19 protein-coding genes are annotated in these 18,259 nt (G+C 39.8%); 10 read left to right on the forward strand and 9 right to left on the reverse strand.

Features of this window, described 5'->3' with window-relative positions:
• Positions 1-107 precede the first annotated feature (107 nt).
• A complete protein-coding gene (gene rluC, locus L5B90_RS04320) occupies positions 108-1,085 on the forward strand; it encodes a 23S rRNA pseudouridine(955/2504/2580) synthase RluC (protein WP_265762237.1) in 978 nt (325 codons plus the stop codon).
• 62 nt (positions 1,086-1,147) lie between these two features.
• Here rluC and clpX read toward each other — a convergent pair whose 3' ends face one another.
• The 4 genes from clpX to lysM all read right to left on the reverse strand — a co-directional run bounded on the left by clpX (position 1,148) and on the right by lysM (position 5,096).
• A complete protein-coding gene (clpX, locus tag L5B90_RS04325; protein WP_250350841.1) occupies positions 1,148-2,380 on the reverse strand; it encodes an ATP-dependent protease ATP-binding subunit ClpX in 1,233 nt (410 codons plus the stop codon).
• A 3-nt stretch (positions 2,381-2,383) separates the two neighbouring features.
• Positions 2,384-2,986 carry an ATP-dependent Clp endopeptidase proteolytic subunit ClpP gene (gene clpP / locus L5B90_RS04330; protein WP_265748358.1) on the reverse strand — a complete coding sequence of 201 codons (603 nt, stop codon included), beginning with the start codon at positions 2,984-2,986 and terminating at the stop codon, positions 2,384-2,386.
• A 171-nt stretch (positions 2,987-3,157) separates the two neighbouring features.
• On the reverse strand, positions 3,158-4,456 hold the full coding sequence (tig, locus tag L5B90_RS04335) for a trigger factor (RefSeq protein WP_250364158.1): 1,299 nt from the start codon (positions 4,454-4,456) through the stop codon (positions 3,158-3,160).
• A gap of 196 nt (positions 4,457-4,652) precedes the next feature.
• On the reverse strand, positions 4,653-5,096 hold the full coding sequence (lysM, locus tag L5B90_RS04340) for a peptidoglycan-binding protein LysM (RefSeq protein WP_250364157.1): 444 nt from the start codon (positions 5,094-5,096) through the stop codon (positions 4,653-4,655).
• Positions 5,097-5,286: 190 nt separating this feature from the next.
• Here lysM and ypfJ point away from each other — a divergent pair, with 190 nt between their 5' ends.
• On the forward strand, positions 5,287-6,120 hold the full coding sequence (ypfJ, locus tag L5B90_RS04345) for a KPN_02809 family neutral zinc metallopeptidase (protein WP_265762238.1): 834 nt from the start codon (positions 5,287-5,289) through the stop codon (positions 6,118-6,120).
• A gap of 110 nt (positions 6,121-6,230) precedes the next feature.
• On the opposite strand, the gene L5B90_RS04350 is transcribed toward ypfJ, so the two are convergent.
• Positions 6,231-6,950 carry a pirin family protein gene (locus tag L5B90_RS04350; RefSeq protein WP_265762239.1) on the reverse strand — a complete coding sequence of 240 codons (720 nt, stop codon included), beginning with the start codon at positions 6,948-6,950 and terminating at the stop codon, positions 6,231-6,233.
• A gap of 197 nt (positions 6,951-7,147) precedes the next feature.
• Entirely contained in the window at positions 7,148-7,882 is a 735-nt protein-coding gene (locus L5B90_RS04355; protein WP_265762241.1) for a hypothetical protein, read from the reverse strand.
• 293 nt (positions 7,883-8,175) lie between these two features.
• On the opposite strand from L5B90_RS04355, the gene adhE reads away from it, so the two are divergent.
• Positions 8,176-10,800, forward strand: coding sequence for a bifunctional acetaldehyde-CoA/alcohol dehydrogenase (adhE, locus tag L5B90_RS04360; protein ID WP_265762243.1), 2,625 nt, complete (start codon positions 8,176-8,178; stop codon positions 10,798-10,800).
• A gap of 108 nt (positions 10,801-10,908) precedes the next feature.
• On the opposite strand, the gene L5B90_RS04365 is transcribed toward adhE, so the two are convergent.
• Together L5B90_RS04365 and L5B90_RS04370 are read right to left on the reverse strand one after the other, a co-directional pair.
• Complete coding sequence (locus tag L5B90_RS04365; protein WP_265762244.1) at positions 10,909-11,388, reverse strand: Dps family protein; 480 nt, start codon at positions 11,386-11,388, stop codon at positions 10,909-10,911.
• A 119-nt stretch (positions 11,389-11,507) separates the two neighbouring features.
• Positions 11,508-12,077: an anthranilate synthase component II gene (locus L5B90_RS04370; protein ID WP_250364152.1), complete on the reverse strand. Its 570-nt coding sequence runs from the start codon at positions 12,075-12,077 to the stop codon at positions 11,508-11,510.
• Between the two features lie 56 nt (positions 12,078-12,133).
• Here L5B90_RS04370 and L5B90_RS04375 point away from each other — a divergent pair, with 56 nt between their 5' ends.
• From L5B90_RS04375 to L5B90_RS04385, 3 genes are all read left to right on the forward strand, one after another.
• Positions 12,134-13,129, forward strand: coding sequence for an aminodeoxychorismate synthase component I (locus L5B90_RS04375; protein ID WP_265762245.1), 996 nt, complete (start codon positions 12,134-12,136; stop codon positions 13,127-13,129).
• Positions 13,129-13,719 (forward strand): aminotransferase class IV family protein, encoded by a 591-nt coding sequence (locus L5B90_RS04380; RefSeq protein ID WP_265762246.1) that lies wholly within the window; start codon positions 13,129-13,131, stop codon positions 13,717-13,719. The genes L5B90_RS04375 and L5B90_RS04380 overlap by 1 nt, the downstream gene beginning before the upstream one ends.
• A gap of 181 nt (positions 13,720-13,900) precedes the next feature.
• The gene (locus L5B90_RS04385; protein ID WP_265762247.1) at positions 13,901-14,290 is read left to right on the forward strand and encodes a RidA family protein; all 390 of its coding nucleotides are present in this window, start codon (positions 13,901-13,903) and stop codon (positions 14,288-14,290) included.
• Between the two features lie 53 nt (positions 14,291-14,343).
• Here the strand turns inward: L5B90_RS04385 and L5B90_RS04390 are convergent, their stop codons facing one another.
• Complete coding sequence (locus L5B90_RS04390; protein ID WP_250350854.1) at positions 14,344-14,955, reverse strand: LysE/ArgO family amino acid transporter; 612 nt, start codon at positions 14,953-14,955, stop codon at positions 14,344-14,346.
• A 144-nt stretch (positions 14,956-15,099) separates the two neighbouring features.
• Here L5B90_RS04390 and rpe point away from each other — a divergent pair, with 144 nt between their 5' ends.
• The 4 genes from rpe (at position 15,100) to L5B90_RS04410 (ending at position 18,235) form a co-directional block, all read left to right on the forward strand.
• The gene (rpe, locus tag L5B90_RS04395; RefSeq protein ID WP_265754347.1) at positions 15,100-15,774 is read left to right on the forward strand and encodes a ribulose-phosphate 3-epimerase; all 675 of its coding nucleotides are present in this window, start codon (positions 15,100-15,102) and stop codon (positions 15,772-15,774) included.
• The gene (locus L5B90_RS04400) at positions 15,774-16,448 is read left to right on the forward strand and encodes a phosphoglycolate phosphatase (protein WP_265762249.1); all 675 of its coding nucleotides are present in this window, start codon (positions 15,774-15,776) and stop codon (positions 16,446-16,448) included. Before rpe ends, L5B90_RS04400 begins: the two co-directional genes overlap by 1 nt.
• A gap of 23 nt (positions 16,449-16,471) precedes the next feature.
• The gene (trpS, locus tag L5B90_RS04405; RefSeq protein WP_250350857.1) at positions 16,472-17,473 is read left to right on the forward strand and encodes a tryptophan--tRNA ligase; all 1,002 of its coding nucleotides are present in this window, start codon (positions 16,472-16,474) and stop codon (positions 17,471-17,473) included.
• Positions 17,474-17,602: 129 nt separating this feature from the next.
• Positions 17,603-18,235, forward strand: a complete 633-nt coding sequence (locus L5B90_RS04410; RefSeq protein WP_250364145.1) for a hypothetical protein — start codon at positions 17,603-17,605, stop codon at positions 18,233-18,235.
• The last annotated feature ends 24 nt before the right edge of the window (positions 18,236-18,259 follow it).

Consider the following 18,259-nt stretch of genomic DNA (forward strand, 5'->3'; position numbering starts at 1 on the left):
CTGGCAAAAATTCGCTCTATTATCTAACGATAGGGATTTTTTAGCAAGGTAAATCCGCGTATTTATGCTATAATCCGCTCAATTTAGCAAACGATAAAATGAAACCAATGTTTAACAAAACTGATGAAAAAATTGTAAATCCTCGCGTAACAATGTTGCAGATTAGTGAAGATGAAGCAGGGCAACGCATTGATAACTATCTATTAGCTAAGCTCAAAGGCGTGCCAAAAAGTTTAATCTATCGCATTTTACGCAAGGGTGAAGTGCGGGTGAATAAAGGGCGAATTAAGCCTGAATACAAACTTCAATATGGTGATATTGTACGCGTACCGCCAGTTCGTGTGAGTGAGAAAGCCCAAGCCCCCGTATCAAAAAAACTGAATAAAGTCGCCCAATTAGAGCAACAAATTATTTTTGAAGATGAGGCTTTATTGGTGCTGAATAAACCTTCTGGCATTGCAGTACACGGTGGAAGTGGATTAGATTTTGGCGTGATTGAAGCCTTAAGAGCGTTGCGCCCTGAAGCCCGTTTTTTAGAATTAGTACACCGTTTGGATCGTGATACCTCGGGCATTTTATTAGTGGCGAAAAAGCGTTCTGCGCTACGTCATTTGCACGAGCAACTGCGTAATAAAACCGTGCGTAAAGACTATCTTGCTTTAGTGCGTGGGCAGTGGCAATCTCATTGCAAAGCCATTAAAGCCCCGTTACTGAAAAATGAATTAGCGGGTGGAGAACGAATTGTGCGCGTCAGCGAACAAGGAAAGCCCTCAGAAACCTTATTTAGTATTGAAGAACGCTATGACAACGCCACGTTAGTGAAAGCCTCTCCTGTGACAGGACGAACGCATCAAATTCGTGTGCATACGCAATATGCAGGTCATCCCATTGCCTTGGACAGCAAATATGGGGATAAGCAGTTTGACAGTCAAATGGCGGAATTAGGATTAGAGCGGTTATTTTTACACGCCTACTCGATCCGCCTAGAACACCCAAAAACTCAAGAGACATTAACGATCACCGCACCACTTGAGAATACGCTCAAAGCGATCTTAAAACGCTTACGCCAACAAAAATTTAGCTAAAAATAAGTGCGGTAGAAAAAATTGAAAAATTTCTACCGCACTTTGTTTTAAGCTAATCTCACTTAAGATTTATAAATCATTTTCGGGGGTTCGTTAGCCACGACTGTATTTTCATCAATAACTACTTTTTCAAGGTTTTCGATTGATGGCAAGTCATACATTGTGTCAAGCAACAACCCTTCCACAATAGCGCGTAAACCACGCGCGCCTGTTTTACGTTCAATGGCTTTCTTCGCCATTGCGACTAAGGCTTCGTGAGTGAATTCAAGGGTTACTTCTTCAAAACCAAATAAGGCTTGATATTGCTTAGTGAGTGCGTTTTTCGGCTCGGTGAGAATTTGGATCAAGGCGTCTTCATCCAATTCTGCCAGCGGTGCAATGACAGGCAAACGTCCGATAAATTCTGGAATTAAGCCAAATTTCATTAAATCATCTGGCTCAACTTGGGTGAATAATTCCGTTAGGGTGGCTTTGTTATCCTGCCCTTTCACTTCTGCCCCAAAACCAATACTACTTCCAACGTGAACACGTTTTTCTACGATTTTCTCTAAGCCTGCAAATGCCCCTCCACAAATGAACAAGATTTTAGAGGTATCAAGGCGTAGCATTTCTTGCTGTGGATGTTTACGTCCGCCTTGTGGTGGAATAGACGCAACGGTACCTTCAATTAATTTAAGCAAGGCTTGTTGCACGCCTTCGCCAGATACGTCGCGGGTGATTGAGGCATTTTCTGATTTACGGGTGATTTTATCAATTTCATCAATGTAAATGATGCCTTTTTCTGCTTTTTCGATGTCATAATCACAGTTTTGCAATAATTTTTGCAACACGTTTTCGACATCTTCTCCCACATATCCAGCCTCAGTTAAGGTGGTGGCATCAGCCATTGCAAAAGGCACATTCAAGGTTCTTGCCAAGGTTTCCGCGAGCAACGTTTTGCCGCTTCCTGTTGGTCCAATCAGCAAAATGTTACTTTTACCTAATTCAACTTCATCAGATTTATACCCAACTTGTTGGCGTTTATAATGATTATATACCGCTACCGCAAGCACTTTTTTCGCATAATCTTGCCCGATTACATAATCGTCTAAGTGTGCGCGAATTTGGTGTGGAGTTGGTAATTCCGTGGTTTTATTCGCCTCTGCTTGCTCTTGCTTTTCTGCATCAACAAGCAAATTATGACAAAGCTCAATACATTCATTACAAATTGCGCCGTCTTCTCCTGCGATCAATTTTTGTACTTCACTGCGTTCTTTGCCACACATTGAGCAATGTGGCTGTTTTTCTGTTGTCATCGCTTATTCCGTTTCTCTTTTTACTAGTACTTCATCAATTAAACCGTATAATTTAGCCTGTTCTGCTGACATAAAATTATCACGATCCGTATCTTGTTCTACTTTCTCAAAAGGCTGTCCTGTGTGGAATGCTAATCTTTCATTCAACGTACGCTTAATTTTTAAGATTTCTTGTGCGTGGATGTGAATGTCAGAAGCTTGTCCACGGTATCCGCCTAAAGGTTGGTGAATCATCACGCGGGCATTTGGCAATGCGGCACGTTTCCCCGGTGCGCCCCCAGCTAATAAAAATGCGCCCATTGAGCAAGCTTGTCCAATACATAGGGTACGCACATCTGGTTTAATAAATTGCATAGTGTCATAAATTGCCATTCCTGCCGTCACTACGCCGCCGGGTGAGTTGATATAAAGACTAATATCTTTATCTGGATTTTCTGATTCTAAAAACAGCAGTTGAGCCACGATTAAATTAGCCATATTGTCTTCAACTTGACCGCTTAGAAAAATAATACGCTCTTTTAATAAACGTGAGTAAATATCGTAAGAACGTTCGCCACGTGCGGTTTGTTCAACCACCATAGGAATTAAAGCCATCGTATTCTCCATCGGTTTTCCTTTTGTATCAAAGAGTTATAAAAATTATAGTAAATTGAATTTAACCCATTGCCTTACACTGAATTAAGTTCAATCCACTTGATGTGGTGAATTATATAACAAAAGTGCGGTCATTTTTGTGAAAAAAACGACCGCACTTTGAAATCAATGAGTTACAGCAAATTATGCTTGTGGATTCATTACTTCATCAAATGATGCTGGTTTTTCAGTTACCTGTGCTTTCGCTAATACGGCATCAATTGCTTGATCTTCTAAAACAACGTTACGAATATTGTTCATTAATTCTTTGTTGTTTTTATAATATTCCACCACTTCTGATGGTTGTTCGTAAGCAGATGCAATATCTTGAATCATTGCGTCAGCGCGCGCTTCGTCTGCTTTTAATTCATTTGATGCAATCACTTCAGAAAGTAATAAACCAACTTGAACGCGACGTTTTGCTTGCTCTTCAAATAATTCACGTGGTAATTGTGCCGCTTGTTGCTGATTTCCACCAAAACGTTGTGCCGCTTGCTGACGTAAAACCTCAATCTCTTGCTCAACCGCAGCCGCAGGAACATCAATTGGGTTTTGTTCAATTAACCCTTCAATAACTTGGTTTTTCACGCGTGCTGTTAAGGCGTTTTTCAACTCACGTTGCATATTTTTGGCAATTTCTGTGCGTAAATCTGCCACAGTTTTGGTATTTGGACCAAATTTCGCTACAAATTCATCCGTTAATTCTGGTAATACCATCACTTCTACTTTTTTCAAGGTAATGGCAAATTTTGCCGCTTTACCTTTTAAGTTTTCGGCGTGATATTCTTCTGGGAAGGTAACATCAATATCAAATTGCTCACCCGCTTTATGACCAACAATGCCTTCTTCAAAGCCCGGAATCATTCGACCTTGTCCCATTGCTAATACGAAATCGGTGGCTTTTCCGCCTTCAAATTCTTCACCATTAACGGTACCAACAAAGTCGATTGTGACACGATCATCTGCTTTTGCTGGCTCTTGGGTTTCTTCCCAAGTTGCTTGCTGTTTGCGTAACACATCAACCATTTTATCAATGTCTGCTTCACTGATTTCAACAACCGGTTTTTCTACTTTAATTTGATCTAAACCTTTCAACTCCACTTCTGGATATACTTCAAAGGTTGCTGTGAAAACAAGATCTTTACCCGCTTCAAACTGTTCAACGTTGAAACTTGGACGACCAGCAAGATTTACTTTGCTATCAACAAGTACATTGAAGAAGTGTTTCTGTAATAAATCACCTAATACATCTTGACGCACAGATGCCCCAAAACGTTTTTCAATAATATGTGGGGGAACTTTACCTTTACGGAAACCATCTACGCGTGCATTTTTTGCTACGCGTTTTAATTCTTCACGCACCGCTTGATCTACGGTTTCAGCAGGAACGGTGATAGCGACACGACGCTCAAGACCTTGAGTTGTTTCAATATTAAATGACATTATGTTACCTCAAAATGAATTTGCACTCGGCGAATACTAACACCGAACACGTTAGTAAATAAAAGTTAAAAAGACATCAAATTATAGCGATACAACGCTCGCCCGTCGAGATATTGAGAAATAAAAAACCACAACTGGCTATTTTTTACACTAAAAAAGAAAAGCCTTACAAAATAAGGCTTTTGCGTTAGTGTTATTAAAGTGATTTTGGTAAACGAATTTTCTGTCCCGGAAAGATTTTATCCGCATCTTTGATCACTTCTTTGTTTGCCTCAACAATCGCGGTGTATTTTGCACCATTCCCATAGGTTTTTTCTGCAATTTTCCAAAGGGTATCGCCTTTTTGGATCACATAAAACTCTTCATCAGTAGCTAAATGCTCACCGTTCTCAATCGCTACCCCTTCGACATTCACCGAATTAATGCCTACCACGTTGCCCGCCATTAAAATGGCTTTTTCCAATGCTTCTGCTGATGTGGCATTGCCTTCAATTTTCGCCACCCCCTCTTCGACTTTGACAGAAAGATTTTCCACGCCCGGATTATCTTCTGCAATGTGTTTTTCCACGGCTTCAGAGGCATCTTCTTCTTTTGAGAAAAGTTTTCGACCGATGTCACCAACAAAATCAAATAAACCCATTTTTTGCTCCTTATTTATAAAACATTGAGTTCGGCTGCTAACCTTACCCAATTCACCTTCATAAGTCTATATACCTTCTATAAATAATCTTGATCTTTACATTAATTGAAAATTCTTCGCAAAAAAAGCACCGCACTTTTCTTTCTTTTATACTAAAATAGCCGCCAATTTTAGTTATTAAGGAAAAATTATGCGTTGGCAAGGTCGTAGAGAAAGTTCTAATGTGGAAGACAGAAGAAGTGCAAGGGGCAGTTTCGGCGGTGGTAAAAAAACGGGCGTACTCGGCTTTATTATTTTACTGGTTGGTGCTTATTATGGTGTTGATTTATCAGGGCTTGTTGGCACACCTGATTTTGGCAGCCAAACCCACCAAATGACAGTGAACAGCCAAGAAGAGCAAGAGCTAAACAGCCTTTCTCGCGTGGTATTAGCGGATACAGAAACGGTGTGGGGTAATTATTTCGCGCAAAAAAATCAGCGTTATGCCCCACCTATTATGGTGCTATATAACGGTGCAACATCCACCGCTTGCGGTACAGGGCAATCTGCAATGGGACCATTTTATTGTCCTAACGATCAGCGTGTTTATTTGGATTTGTCGTTTTATCGTGATATGAAACATCAACTCGGGGCGGAAGGAGAATCCGCTTTCGCCTATGTCATCGCACACGAAGTCGGACATCATATCCAAAACTTACTTGGCATTTTGCCGAAAGTACATCGAGCGCAACAAAGCCTTAGCCAAGCGCAAGCGAATCAGCTTTCGGTTAAATTAGAATTACAGGCAGACTGTTTTGCTGGTGTATGGGCTAATCAAGCAGCAAAAACGGGGTTATTTGAAGCAGGTGACTTAGAAAAAGCCTTCCGTGCCGCTGAGGCAGTAGGGGACGATCGCTTACAAAAACGCTCACAAGGCTATGCCGTACCAGACAGCTTTACCCACGGCACCTCAGCTCAGCGTTTAACGTGGTTTAAACGCGGTTTACAAACGGGTGAACCAAGTCAATGTAACACGTTTAATTAATGGGCGAATGAAGAGAGATTAAGTGCGGTAGAAAAATTAAACATTTTACACCGCACTTATGTTTTATAAAAAAATTGCTTATCTTTTGGGATAAGCAATTTTTTAAGCCCTTATTGTGGCAATACCATTGGTACTTCCATTAATAAAATTTCTGTATCAGAATCAGCCACCACATCAAAACTTGCGGTATCCCAAATACCTAAACCATCACGGCTTGATAGCTGTTTTCCAGCAATCGTTGCATTACCTTTTAGTACAAAAGCATACACACCATTGCCTGCTTTATGTAGGTCATAGATTTTGCTTGTACCCTGATCAAATTTTGCAAGAGAGAACCACGCATCTTGGTGAATCCATACGCCTTCATCATCCGCATTTGGTGAAAGAATTTGTTGGAAATCGTTGCGTCTTTCCCCTTCCACAATACGCATTTGCTGATAACGAGGTGCTACATTACGTTGATTAGGAAATACCCAAATTTGCAAAAATTGCACTGGCATATCCGCATTTGGGTTCATTTCTCTATGTGTAATGCCTGTTCCCGCAAACATCACTTGAATATCACCTTGGCGAATAACACCGCCGTTCCCCATACTATCTTTGTGAGCTAAATCACCGCTTAATGGAATGGAAATGATTTCCATATTATCGTGCGGATGCGTGCCAAACCCCATTGCCCCCTCAACATAATCATCATTGATTACACGTAAAGCGCCGAAATGTATGCGATTAGGATCGTAATAATTCGCAAAGCTAAAAGTATGACGGCTTTTTAACCAACCGTGATTAGCATTACCACGGCTATTTGCTGAATGAAATACAGTATTCATATTGAAGCTCCTAATTCTGTTTAATTCACTTATGTTATAAAATGCATTTTACGCCGCTGAATTAGAAGATAAATCGCAATTCTGTGAATACTTCTTTTACCATTGGTAAATAATAAGAGGAAAAGACTCACTTTTACACATAAAATAGTAAAAAAAGTGCGATATTTTCCACCGCACTTTGCTTTTAGCGAAATCAGCTATTTTTCTGCACTTCCTGCAACAATATGGCAAATGCTACCTTTGCTACCATAATGACAAGGCATTAAATAGAAATCCTTGCCACCCTTTTCATAGCTTTTACCTAAGATCAAACTATTACAATTTTTAGCCAGAATAAAATACTGCTCAGCGTTAATTTCTAACTTGTGATACATATCTTTATTGAAAGGGCGTAAATAGCCCACAAGGCAGGCAAGAATCACAAAGTAAAAATAAATCACCACTGCGGTCGGCACGATATTGAGTTGTTTTTTCGCAAGAGATTGCCATAGCATACAAATATTATAACGCGTGAAAAAACGGCATAATAGAAGGCTGATTACAAGCAATCCAGCGACATAAATTAATAAGCTATAAAGCGTAAACACTTTGATCAGCACCGTAATTTCCAAAAATAATGGAAAGGTTAAAATAAAGCAGGTTAATAAGGTGCGAACAAAATTAAAAGGGGATGAAGAGAGCTTATCTTTCAATAAAATCAATAGTCTAATACCTAAAATATAGGTAAGAAGCATAAAAGCAGACACGCCGAGAACGTGAAATAAGCTGCGTGCAATATCTGCTCTGCCCACTTCAACGATATCCCAAGGATAACCATAATACCAAGCTAACCCCCAGTTATAACAATAAGCCACAGACCAGCCTACTAATACTAGAAAGCCGAATAAAATAGAAGAATTGAGTAATTTAGTAAAAGAAATACGTTCGTTCATAACCTCTCTCAAATAGGAATGATTATCAAGCGTTAAAATTTTAAGCTATTTTTTTCATCTTTTAAATTAATTTCACTTTGCTTTGCGAATGGTTGGATCTCTATAAAAAACAAGGCAATTTTTTATTTGTTAAAATAGCGTTAAATCATTGTAAAACAAGCGTATTTTGAGTATTTGATCTAGATCAGCGTTTCCGTCTTTAATGCAAAATTGTTTAAGCACTTATCCCTCCAAGTAGGTATAATTTTTCACAGAAAAAAATTATCAATTTATAAACTTTAGGAGAAATCATTATGAGTAACGTGGTTGAAAACACAAGTAGCCCAGCTCAAGCAGAAGTGAACGCCTTGGTGGAAAAAGGCTTAGTTGCCTTAGAAGAATTCCTCCAGCTCAACCAAGAACAGGTTGATTACATTGTGGCGAAAGCCTCGGTAGCGGCGCTCGATCAGCACGGTGTGCTTGCTATGCACGCTTATGAAGAAACAGGGCGTGGTGTGTTTGAAGACAAAGCAACGAAAAATTTATTTGCCTGTGAGTATGTGGTAAATAATATGCGAAATCTGAAAACCGTTGGGGTGATTAGTGAAGATGATGTAACGGGCATCACTGAAATTGCTGATCCCGTTGGCGTGATATGTGGGATAACACCAACCACAAATCCGACTTCCACCACCATTTTTAAAGCCCTCATTGCCCTTAAAACACGTAACCCAATTATTTTTGCTTTCCACCCTTCTGCACAGCAATCTTCTGCTCACGCTGCGCGTATTGTTTATGATGCGGCAGTGGCGGCTGGTGCGCCTAAAAATTGTGTGCAATGGATAGAAACGCCCTCAATGGAAGGCACATCAGCACTAATGAAACACCCCGGTATTGCCACTATTTTAGCAACAGGTGGGAATGCGATGGTTGAAGCCGCTTATTCTTGTGGTAAACCAGCCCTTGGTGTAGGAGCGGGGAATGTGCCAGCTTATGTCGAAAAAAGTGCTGACCTACAACAAGCCGTACACGATATTGTGATGTCCAAAGCCTTTGATAATGGAATGATTTGTGCCTCTGAACAAGCGGCGATTGTTGATGCTGAAATCTATGATGACTTCATCAAAGAAATGAAATCTTACGGCGTTTACCTTGTCAATAAAAAAGAAAAAGCAATGTTGGAAGAATTTATGTTCGGCGCAAAAGCCAACAGTGCAAACTGTGCAGGGGCAAAATTAAACGCCAATGTGGTGGGTAAACCCGCCTATTGGATCGCGCAACAAGCAGGTTTTGAAGTGCCAGAAAAAACCAATATTCTTTTAGCTGAATGTAAAGAAGTTGGGCCAAAAGAACCGCTCACGCGCGAGAAACTTTCTCCTGTACTTGCTTTACTTAAGTCTCATTCTCGTGAAGAAGGGGTGAAATTAGCTGAGCAAATGGTGGAATTTAACGGATTAGGGCATTCCGCTGCAATTCACACAAAAGATACTGAGCTTGCCAAAGAATTTGGTGAATGCGTAAAAGCCATTCGTGTAATTTGGAACTCACCTTCTACCTTTGGGGGGATTGGTGATGTGTATAACTCCTTCTTGCCATCGTTAACCTTAGGTTGTGGTTCTTACGGTAAAAATTCCGTAGGTAACAACGTAAGTGCGGTGAATTTATTAAATATTAAACGAGTGGGCAGACGGAGAAATAATATGCAATGGTTTAAAGTACCTTCAAAAATCTATTTTGAACGGGATTCAATCCAATATCTACAATCAATGAAAGGTATGGAACGTGTGGTAATTATCACCGACCGCACAATGGTAGATTTAGGCTTTGTAGAAAAAATTGCGAAACAAATCACTGCACGTGGCAACCACGTTACCTATCAATTATTTGCGGACGTTGAGCCAGATCCAAGTATTGAAACTGTACGTCGTGGAGTTGAATTGATCCGTAGCTATAAACCAGACACCATTATTGCCTTAGGTGGTGGCTCATCAATGGATGCAGCAAAAGTAATGTGGTTATTCTATGAACAACCTGAAGTAGATTTCCGTGATCTCGTCCAAAAATTTATGGATATTCGTAAACGCGCCTTTAAATTCCCACAATTAGGACGCAAAGCACGCTTTATCGGTATCCCAACTACTTCAGGAACAGGTTCTGAAGTTACGCCATTTGCCGTGATCACCGAAGGTGATAAAAAATACCCAATCGCCGACTATTCACTCACCCCAACGGTCGCTATTGTCGATCCGGCGCTGGTAATGACCGTACCCGCTCACGTTGCCGCGGATACAGGGTTAGATGTGCTAACTCACGCAACGGAAGCCTATGTTTCGGTACTAGCCAACGATTTTACAGACGGCTTAGCGTTGCAAGCGATTAAATTAGTGTTTGAAAATCTTGAACGTTCCGTAAAAGAAAAAGATCCTGAAGCCAGAGAGAAAATGCACAACGCCTCAACGATGGCAGGAATGGCATTCGCCAATGCGTTCTTAGGAATGAACCACTCTCTTGCCCATAAAATTGGTGGCCGTTTCCATACGCCTCACGGACGCACCAACGCCATTTTAATGCCGCACGTTATCCGTTATAACGGTACACGTCCGCAAAAAGTGGCAACTTGGCCGAAATATAATCATTATAAAGCCGATGTGAAATACCAAGAAATCGCACGTATGCTAGGCTTACCTTGTGCCACGCCAGAAGAAGGCGTGAAATCTTTCGCGCAAGCTTGTTATGATTTAGCAGCTAGCGTGGGCATTCAAATGTCTTTCAAAGAACAGGGTATTGATGAACAAACTTGGCTCGATGCACGTCGCGATGTGGCATTGCTTGCCTTTGAAGATCAATGCTCGCCAGCTAACCCACGCTTGCCATTAGTGGAAGATATGGAAGTGATTTTAACCAATGCCTACTACGGTTACGATCCAAGCCAATATTAATTGACTATAACGCTGATTGACGTAAATCTGTATTAATCAGCAAAATCAATGAAAAAACCACCGCACTTTAAAAGAGCGGTGGTTTTTGTTAGCTTTTTTATTGGAAAATTAGCTGTTGCAGGTTTCACAAGCAGCAGTAAACATCCAAACTAATTTTTCTTGCTCTTTAATGTAATCACTCATTTGTGAAGCTGTACCTTCATCATCAGCATCAGCGGCTAACGCCAAGATTTCACGCTGTTGTTTGAGTAATGTTTTAAAGCCAGATAAGGTACCGCTTAAGCATTCTTGCGCCACGCTTACACCAGTATGTTCTTTAATTAACGATTTTGTTAAATATTCGCTGAAAGCATTGCTTGGGGTGTAGCCTAAAGTAAGGATACGCTCTGCAATTTCATCTACTTTTACCACTAAATCATCATAAATTTCTTCAAATTTTGCGTGTAATTCAAAGAAATTAACCCCTTTGATATTCCAGTGGTAACCGCGCACGTTCATATAAAAGACTTGGTAAGTAGCAAGTAAGTTATTAAGTTCTTGCGCTAATTTTTCTGAAGTGGCTTTGTCTAAACCGATATTTGTTGCCATAGTATGTTCTCCTCTGTTTGATTTCCTATGATGATAACGATAAATACCTTACAAATAAAATGGATATAAATGATAGATTTAATAGCCTAAAACTATTTAATAATAACCTATTGATAGCTTCAAGTTTTCAACCAATTTTCAATTAACCTTTTTCCTTGCGCTGAAATATAAGATTCGGGATGGAATTGTACGCCAAAAATTGGTAAATGGCGATGTTGCATTGCCATTATGATCCCTTCTTCGCAAGTGGCGGTAATGTCTAATTCAGGTGGAAAATTCTGCTTCGATACCGCCCACGAATGATAAAGCCCAATTTGAAATTGGCTCGGCAATCCTAAAAACAAGCCAGAATTTGACCGCACTTTGATCTGCTTTGCCTGCCCGTGTCGCACCTGCGCTAAATTATATAACGTTGCCCCAAAAAACTCACATAAAGTTTGATGTCCAAGACAAACGCCCAAAATAGATTTACTGTGCTGATAGCGTTCCAACATTGCAAACAGTTGTGGATAAGCACGAGGAACATCAGGCCCCGGAGAAATTAAAATGTGGCTGAAATTTTCTACTTCATCAAGGCTTAAATGCTCTACATTTTGCACGGAAAATGGCACGTCAAACTGGCGAATTAAATCCACCAAATTGTAGGTAAAAGAGTCGTGATTATTGATAATTAATAAATTTGTGTTCATCTTATGGATTCACTACAATGATGACATTTTGCTATCTTACTTGATTTATTGTTCCTATGCCATTTGATTACTTTGTGCAACGTGCTAACCACTTAGGCGCTCAACATATTCCTTTTTTCTTTTTGATCGATTTTGAACAGCAACACCCCATTATTTGCCCCCTTGCAGAATGTGCCGAGCAAGGTATTTGGTTTGAGTTTCCAAGCCAAAATAATTTGCCAATGGCAGCCCAATCAAGCCCAGATAAACCTTTTAGATTAGAAAAATTTCCTATTGATTTTGCCACTTATCAGCAAGGTTTTGACATTGTTCAGCAGGCATTGCAACAAGGAAATTCCTATTTACTCAATCTCACTTATGCCACGCCGATTGCAATAAATTATGATCTCAACACGTTGTTTTTTGCCACACAGGCGAAATATAAACTCTTGTTTAAAAAAGAGTTTGTTTGTTTTTCGCCTGAGCCATTTGTGAAAATTGCACATAACCAAATTTTCACTTATCCAATGAAAGGCACGATGAATGCGGATTTGCCTGATGCAGAGAAACAATTAATCAACTCTGAAAAGGAGCAGCGAGAACATTACACCATTGTGGATTTAATGCGTAATGACCTTGCTATGGTAGGGCAAAATGTGCAAGTAACGCGTTTTCGATATTTAGAAAAGATTATTACCGAACGTGGGGCAATTTGGCAGACAAGTTCAGAGATTCGTGCAGATCTTAACACAAACTGGCAGGCGCATATTGGTACAATACTCAGCCAGCTTTTACCCGCAGGATCGATCAGTGGCGCACCAAAAGAAAAAACCGTTGCTACCATTCAACAAGCAGAATTAGGGCAACGGGGTTATTACACGGGCGTGTTTGGCATTTTTAATGGCGAAAGTCTTGAAAGTGCGGTTGCAATTCGTTTTATTTCACAGCAAAACGGACAATACTCTTTCCATAGTGGTGGAGGGATTACGATTCAAAGCAACGCAGAACAAGAATATCAAGAATTATTAGAGAAAATTTATGTGCCACTTAAAGCACAAAAAGGAACGAACTAATGGATTTCCCCCTATTTGAAACCCTGTGCATTGAAAACGGGCAAGTGCAAAATCTGGCTTTACACCAACAACGTTATGCACAAAGTGTGAGCGAATTTTATGCCAACCAACCTTATACAATTTTTTCCCTCGAAAAAATTCTGCAAAAAAACACCGCACTTTGGAAAAACCTCCATAGTCCCATTGTCCGCTGTCGTATTGACTACAATGCCGAGCAGTATCGCCTTCAATGTTTCCCTTATCAGCGCAAAGGCTACCGGCATTTTCAACCCGTGATTTGTGATGAGATTGACTACCATTTGAAATATAGCGACCGTACTATTTTCAACGAATTGCTGAAGCAAAAAGGCAATTGTGATGAAATTATTATTGTTAAACAAGGTAAAATTACTGATTGCACCATTGGCAATCTTATACTCCGACAAGGTGGGCAGTGGTTCACCCCTGATAGCCCTCTTTTAATCGGCACACAACGCACAAAATTGCTACAACAAAATAAAATCAAAGAGCGATCAATTTTTCTCACTGATTTAGCGAAATATGAAGAAATTCGATTAATTAATGCGTTAAATCCGTTTGACGATCTCTGAATACGGTTTATTAAACCATAAATGGCAAAACAAAATGGGTGAACACGTAGGTTCGCCCCTACGTTGAATAAGTAAAGTGCGGTGCTTTTTTATGAGAAAGTTAAATAAATAGATTTCCCTTTCAGTTTTCCATAAGATTGCATAAAATAAAATCATCTTTTTCACTTAAAAGGAAAATAAAATGACAAAAATTATTCATACAGAAAATGCGCCTGCTGCGATTGGTCCTTATGTACAAGCGGTGGATTTAGGCAATTTAGTGCTAACTTCAGGGCAAATTCCAGTTAATCCCGTAACAGGTAAAGTGCCGGTGGATATTGTGGCGCAAGCACGTCAATCTTTAGAAAATGTTAAGGCCATTATTGAACAGGCAGGTTTAACTGTCGCAGATATTGTAAAAACAACGGTTTTCGTTAAAGATTTGAATGATTTTGCGGCAGTCAATGCGGAATATGAAGGTTTCTTTAAGGAAAATAATCATCCAAACTTCCCCGCTCGCTCTTGTGTAGAAGTGGCACGTTTGCCAAAGGATGTTGGCATAGAAATTGAAGCAATTGCCGTAAGGAAATAATCATCGCAAAAATAAGGGCGAATATCATCGCCCTTTTCACTGTTTTCTTATTTTTACATTAAAGCATAGTTAATTAAGCCAAAAGCAATAAACCACATAATGATCCCTGTGGAGAAATCTAATAAACGCCAAGTAATCGGTCTTTGGAAAAAAGGGATCAGCAATCTTGCACCATAACCTACACTGAAAAACCATAATCCAGACGCGGAAATGGTACCAAGCAGAAAAGCGGTTTTATCTTCCGTGGTTAATGTTCCTGCAATACCACCTACGATAACAATGGTATCCAAATAAACGTGAGGATTGAGAAAGGTAAGCGCTAAGGCGATCATCAGTGTTTTTTTCAATGATAAAGCCGCTCCTTGTTCTAATGCCAAGGCGGTATTGTTACGATAGGCGGAAAGAAAAGCGCGTGCACCATAAACGAGTAAAAATAATCCCCCCACCAAAGCTAATGCCACACTGGCGATTTTTTCTTGGCTAATAAAATGCCCCAAGCCAAATACCCCGAGAGAGAAAAGCAAGCAATCACAGAGAAAAAAGAGCGTGCATAGTACTAAAACGTGCTGTTTGAGCAATCCTTGTTTCAGTAAAAATGTGTTTTGTGCGCCAATGGTGGCGATAAGCCCAAAACACATTAAAAAGCCTTGCAGATAAAATTCCATTCCTTACTCCCTATTTATCTAATAACGGCGATTATAAAAGCCTTATGTGAAAATAATCAATCAGAAAGGGGAAATTTCCTTAAACTTTATGCGATTAAGTAGTACACTATCGACACTTATTTTCAGCCTATCTAGAGGGATAAAATGAAACCTTTTTTAATTGCACCTTCCATTTTATCTGCCGATCTCGCTCGCTTAGGTGAAGATGTCGAGAACGTACTAAAGTGCGGTGCAGATTTAATTCATTTTGATGTAATGGATAACCACTATGTACCGAATTTAACCTTTGGCCCTGCAGTGTGTAAAGCCTTGCGAGATTATGGTATCAGTGCGCCCATTGATGTGCATTTAATGGTGAAACCGGTAGATCGTTTAATCCCTGATTTTGCTAAAGCTGGGGCAAATTACATCACCTTTCACCCTGAAGCCACAGAGCATATTGATCGATCGTTACAACTTATCCGTGATAATGGCTGTAAAGCGGGCTTGGTATTTAATCCCGCTACGCCATTAAGCTATTTAGACTATGTTATGGATAAAGTCGATATGATTTTACTGATGTCAGTCAATCCCGGTTTTGGCGGTCAGTCTTTTATTCCTTCTACCCTTGAAAAATTAAAACAAGCACGCCAACGCATTGATGAAAGCGGTTTCGATATTCGTTTGGAAGTCGATGGCGGTGTGAAAGTGAATAACATTGCAGAAATTGCACGCGCAGGCGCAGATACCTTTGTGGCAGGATCAGCCATTTTCGATCAACCCGATTATCAAAAAGTCATTGACCAAATGCGTCAAGAATTAAGTAAGGTAAGCAAATAATGACATCACAATTTAAACTTATTGGTTTCGATTTAGACGGCACGTTGGTGAACAGCCTGCCCGATTTAGCCCTTTCAGTCAATTCAGCTTTAAACGAAGTGAATTTACCCTCAGCACCGGAAGAATTGGTACTCACTTGGATCGGCAATGGTGCTGGCGTATTAATTGCACGAGCGTTAGAATGGGCTGTGGCACAAACAGGCAAAACATTAAGTGCGGTAGAAATTGAGCAAGTAAAAACTCGCTTTAATGTTTATTATGGTGAAAACCTGTGTAATCTCAGCCGCTTATACCCAAATGTGAAAGAAACACTCACCGCATTAAAAGAGCGTGGCTTTATTTTAGCTGTGGTAACAAATAAACCAACCCAGCACGTTCTTCCTGTACTAAAAGCCTTTGGTATTGATCATTTATTTAGCGAAACCTTGGGCGGACAATCTTTACCACAAATAAAACCGCACCCTGCCCCCCTTTATTATTTATGCGGTAAATTTGGCTTATACCCAAAACAAATGTTATTTGTAGGGGATTCAAAAAATGACATTATCGCTGCCACTTCTGCAGGTTGCCCAGTGGTAGGATTAACTTACGGCTACAATTATAATATTCCTATTGCAGAAGCCCACCCTGATTGGGTGTTTGATGACTTCGCACAAATTCTGCAAATTGTTTAATGTGATTCAAAAAGGATATAACAATGACCAAACCTATCGTATTTAGCGGCGTTCAGCCCTCTGGTGAATTAACCATCGGTAACTACCTAGGCGCATTACGCCAATGGGTAAAAATGCAAGAAGATTATGAATGCTTATTTTGTATCGTGGATCAACACGCAATCACCGTACGTCAAGATCCACAAAAATTACATTCAGCAACCCTTGATGTGCTGGCATTATATTTAGCCTGTGGTATTGATCCTGAAAAAAGCACCATTTTTATTCAATCGCACGTTCCAGAACACGCCCAACTTGCGTGGGTGCTAAATTGCTATACCTATTTTGGCGAAATGGGACGAATGACGCAGTTTAAAGATAAATCAGCACGCCACGCTGAAAATGTCAACGTTGGCTTATTTACCTATCCAGTTTTAATGGCAGCAGATATTTTACTTTACCAAACCAACCAAGTACCAGTAGGGGAAGATCAAAAGCAACATTTAGAAATCACCCGTGATATTGCCCAACGTTTCAACGCACTTTATGGTGAACATTTTGCTATTCCAGAAGTGTTTATTCCAAAAGCGGGCGCGCGCGTGATGTCGTTACTTGAGCCTGAGAAAAAAATGTCTAAATCAGACGAAAATCGCAATAACGTGATTGGGCTGTTAGAAGATCCAAAATCAGTGGTGAAAAAAATCAAACGTGCGGTTACCGATTCTGATGAGCCACCTGTCATTCGCTATGACGTAAAAAATAAAGCTGGGGTATCCAACTTATTAGATATTTTGGCAGGCATTACAGGCAAAAGTATTGCTGAATTAGAAGCAGAGTTTGAAGGCAAAATGTATGGTCATTTAAAAACTGCCGTCGCCGATGAAGTATCTGCAATGCTCACACAATTACAAGAACGCTATCACCACTTCCGCAATGATGAAGCCTTATTGCATAAAATCGCCGCAGAAGGGGCGGAAAAAGCGCAAGCACGTGCGAAAGCTACATTAGACGCAGTCTATAAAGCCATCGGCTTCGTTGCGCGTTAATTCACTTTTAACATTAAATTAGGCGAAAAACTCGCCTAATTTTCACCGCACTTTCTTTTACAATGAACTATTATTGTGTAATGTCATCTAAATAAACACTTCATTTAATAAATATTCAAAGGAATTTTAATGAAACGACTCAAAGTGCTTTTGCTTAGCTTGTTTGCTTTGCCTAATGCGTGGGCAAATTTAGATACCAATATCAAATATAGCTCAAATTATTTAATGCCTGCCTATGTGCATTTTAACGCCAACGGATCGCAATATCACGTTGATGCTAAGATCAATATTCCGCTGTATAACATTGAATTTAAATCCGTTGGGATGCAAAGTAAAACGGATTTCAAAATGACCAATTACCAAGATGTACGTAACGGTAAACCTTATGCAAAAACGATTATCAAAGGCAATGAAATTGCTTATGGTAAAGTGAAAAATGGTTTGAAAAGCGAGCCACTTGAAATGCCAACCTTTGATTTATTCACGGTAGCATTCCAGCTTAGCTATTACGACAAATTACCGAAAAATTTCCAAATTACTAACGGCAAAAAATTATATCCGATGAAAAATGTCTTCGTAAAACAAAGCGAACGACAAGTAAAAATTCAAAATCAATCACAAACAGAAATCACTTATCAATTCCGCACTGGCGAAAAATCTTTTGTGGTAAAAAAATATCGTGGTGAGCAATTCCCTCGTTATATTTCTTATGATAAAGATGGCGACCATTATGAATTAACATTTAGTGAGTTTGTGAAATAAGGCTTATTTTATTTCATACTAAAA

The sequence above is a fragment of the Avibacterium sp. 20-129 genome, from assembly GCF_026226845.1.
Classification (GTDB): domain Bacteria; phylum Pseudomonadota; class Gammaproteobacteria; order Enterobacterales; family Pasteurellaceae; genus Avibacterium.

Coding starts and splice junctions, on each gene's coding strand:
- L5B90_RS04410 (WP_250364145.1), top strand. CDS start 17,603: ATGAAACGACTCAAAGTGCTTTTGCTTAGCTTGTTTGCTTTGCCTAAT.
- L5B90_RS04365 (WP_265762244.1), bottom strand. CDS start 11,388: ATGGCAACAAATATCGGTTTAGACAAAGCCACTTCAGAAAAATTAGCG.
- L5B90_RS04400 (WP_265762249.1), top strand. CDS start 15,774: ATGACATCACAATTTAAACTTATTGGTTTCGATTTAGACGGCACGTTG.
- clpX (WP_250350841.1), bottom strand. CDS start 2,380: ATGACAACAGAAAAACAGCCACATTGCTCAATGTGTGGCAAAGAACGC.
- rpe (WP_265754347.1), top strand. CDS start 15,100: ATGAAACCTTTTTTAATTGCACCTTCCATTTTATCTGCCGATCTCGCT.
- ypfJ (WP_265762238.1), top strand. CDS start 5,287: ATGCGTTGGCAAGGTCGTAGAGAAAGTTCTAATGTGGAAGACAGAAGA.
- L5B90_RS04355 (WP_265762241.1), bottom strand. CDS start 7,882: ATGAACGAACGTATTTCTTTTACTAAATTACTCAATTCTTCTATTTTA.
- L5B90_RS04375 (WP_265762245.1), top strand. CDS start 12,134: ATGCCATTTGATTACTTTGTGCAACGTGCTAACCACTTAGGCGCTCAA.
- trpS (WP_250350857.1), top strand. CDS start 16,472: ATGACCAAACCTATCGTATTTAGCGGCGTTCAGCCCTCTGGTGAATTA.
- adhE (WP_265762243.1), top strand. CDS start 8,176: ATGAGTAACGTGGTTGAAAACACAAGTAGCCCAGCTCAAGCAGAAGTG.
- rluC (WP_265762237.1), top strand. CDS start 108: ATGTTTAACAAAACTGATGAAAAAATTGTAAATCCTCGCGTAACAATG.
- tig (WP_250364158.1), bottom strand. CDS start 4,456: ATGTCATTTAATATTGAAACAACTCAAGGTCTTGAGCGTCGTGTCGCT.
- L5B90_RS04380 (WP_265762246.1), top strand. CDS start 13,129: ATGGATTTCCCCCTATTTGAAACCCTGTGCATTGAAAACGGGCAAGTG.
- L5B90_RS04385 (WP_265762247.1), top strand. CDS start 13,901: ATGACAAAAATTATTCATACAGAAAATGCGCCTGCTGCGATTGGTCCT.
- L5B90_RS04350 (WP_265762239.1), bottom strand. CDS start 6,950: ATGAATACTGTATTTCATTCAGCAAATAGCCGTGGTAATGCTAATCAC.
- L5B90_RS04370 (WP_250364152.1), bottom strand. CDS start 12,077: ATGAACACAAATTTATTAATTATCAATAATCACGACTCTTTTACCTAC.
- lysM (WP_250364157.1), bottom strand. CDS start 5,096: ATGGGTTTATTTGATTTTGTTGGTGACATCGGTCGAAAACTTTTCTCA.
- L5B90_RS04390 (WP_250350854.1), bottom strand. CDS start 14,955: ATGGAATTTTATCTGCAAGGCTTTTTAATGTGTTTTGGGCTTATCGCC.
- clpP (WP_265748358.1), bottom strand. CDS start 2,986: ATGGAGAATACGATGGCTTTAATTCCTATGGTGGTTGAACAAACCGCA.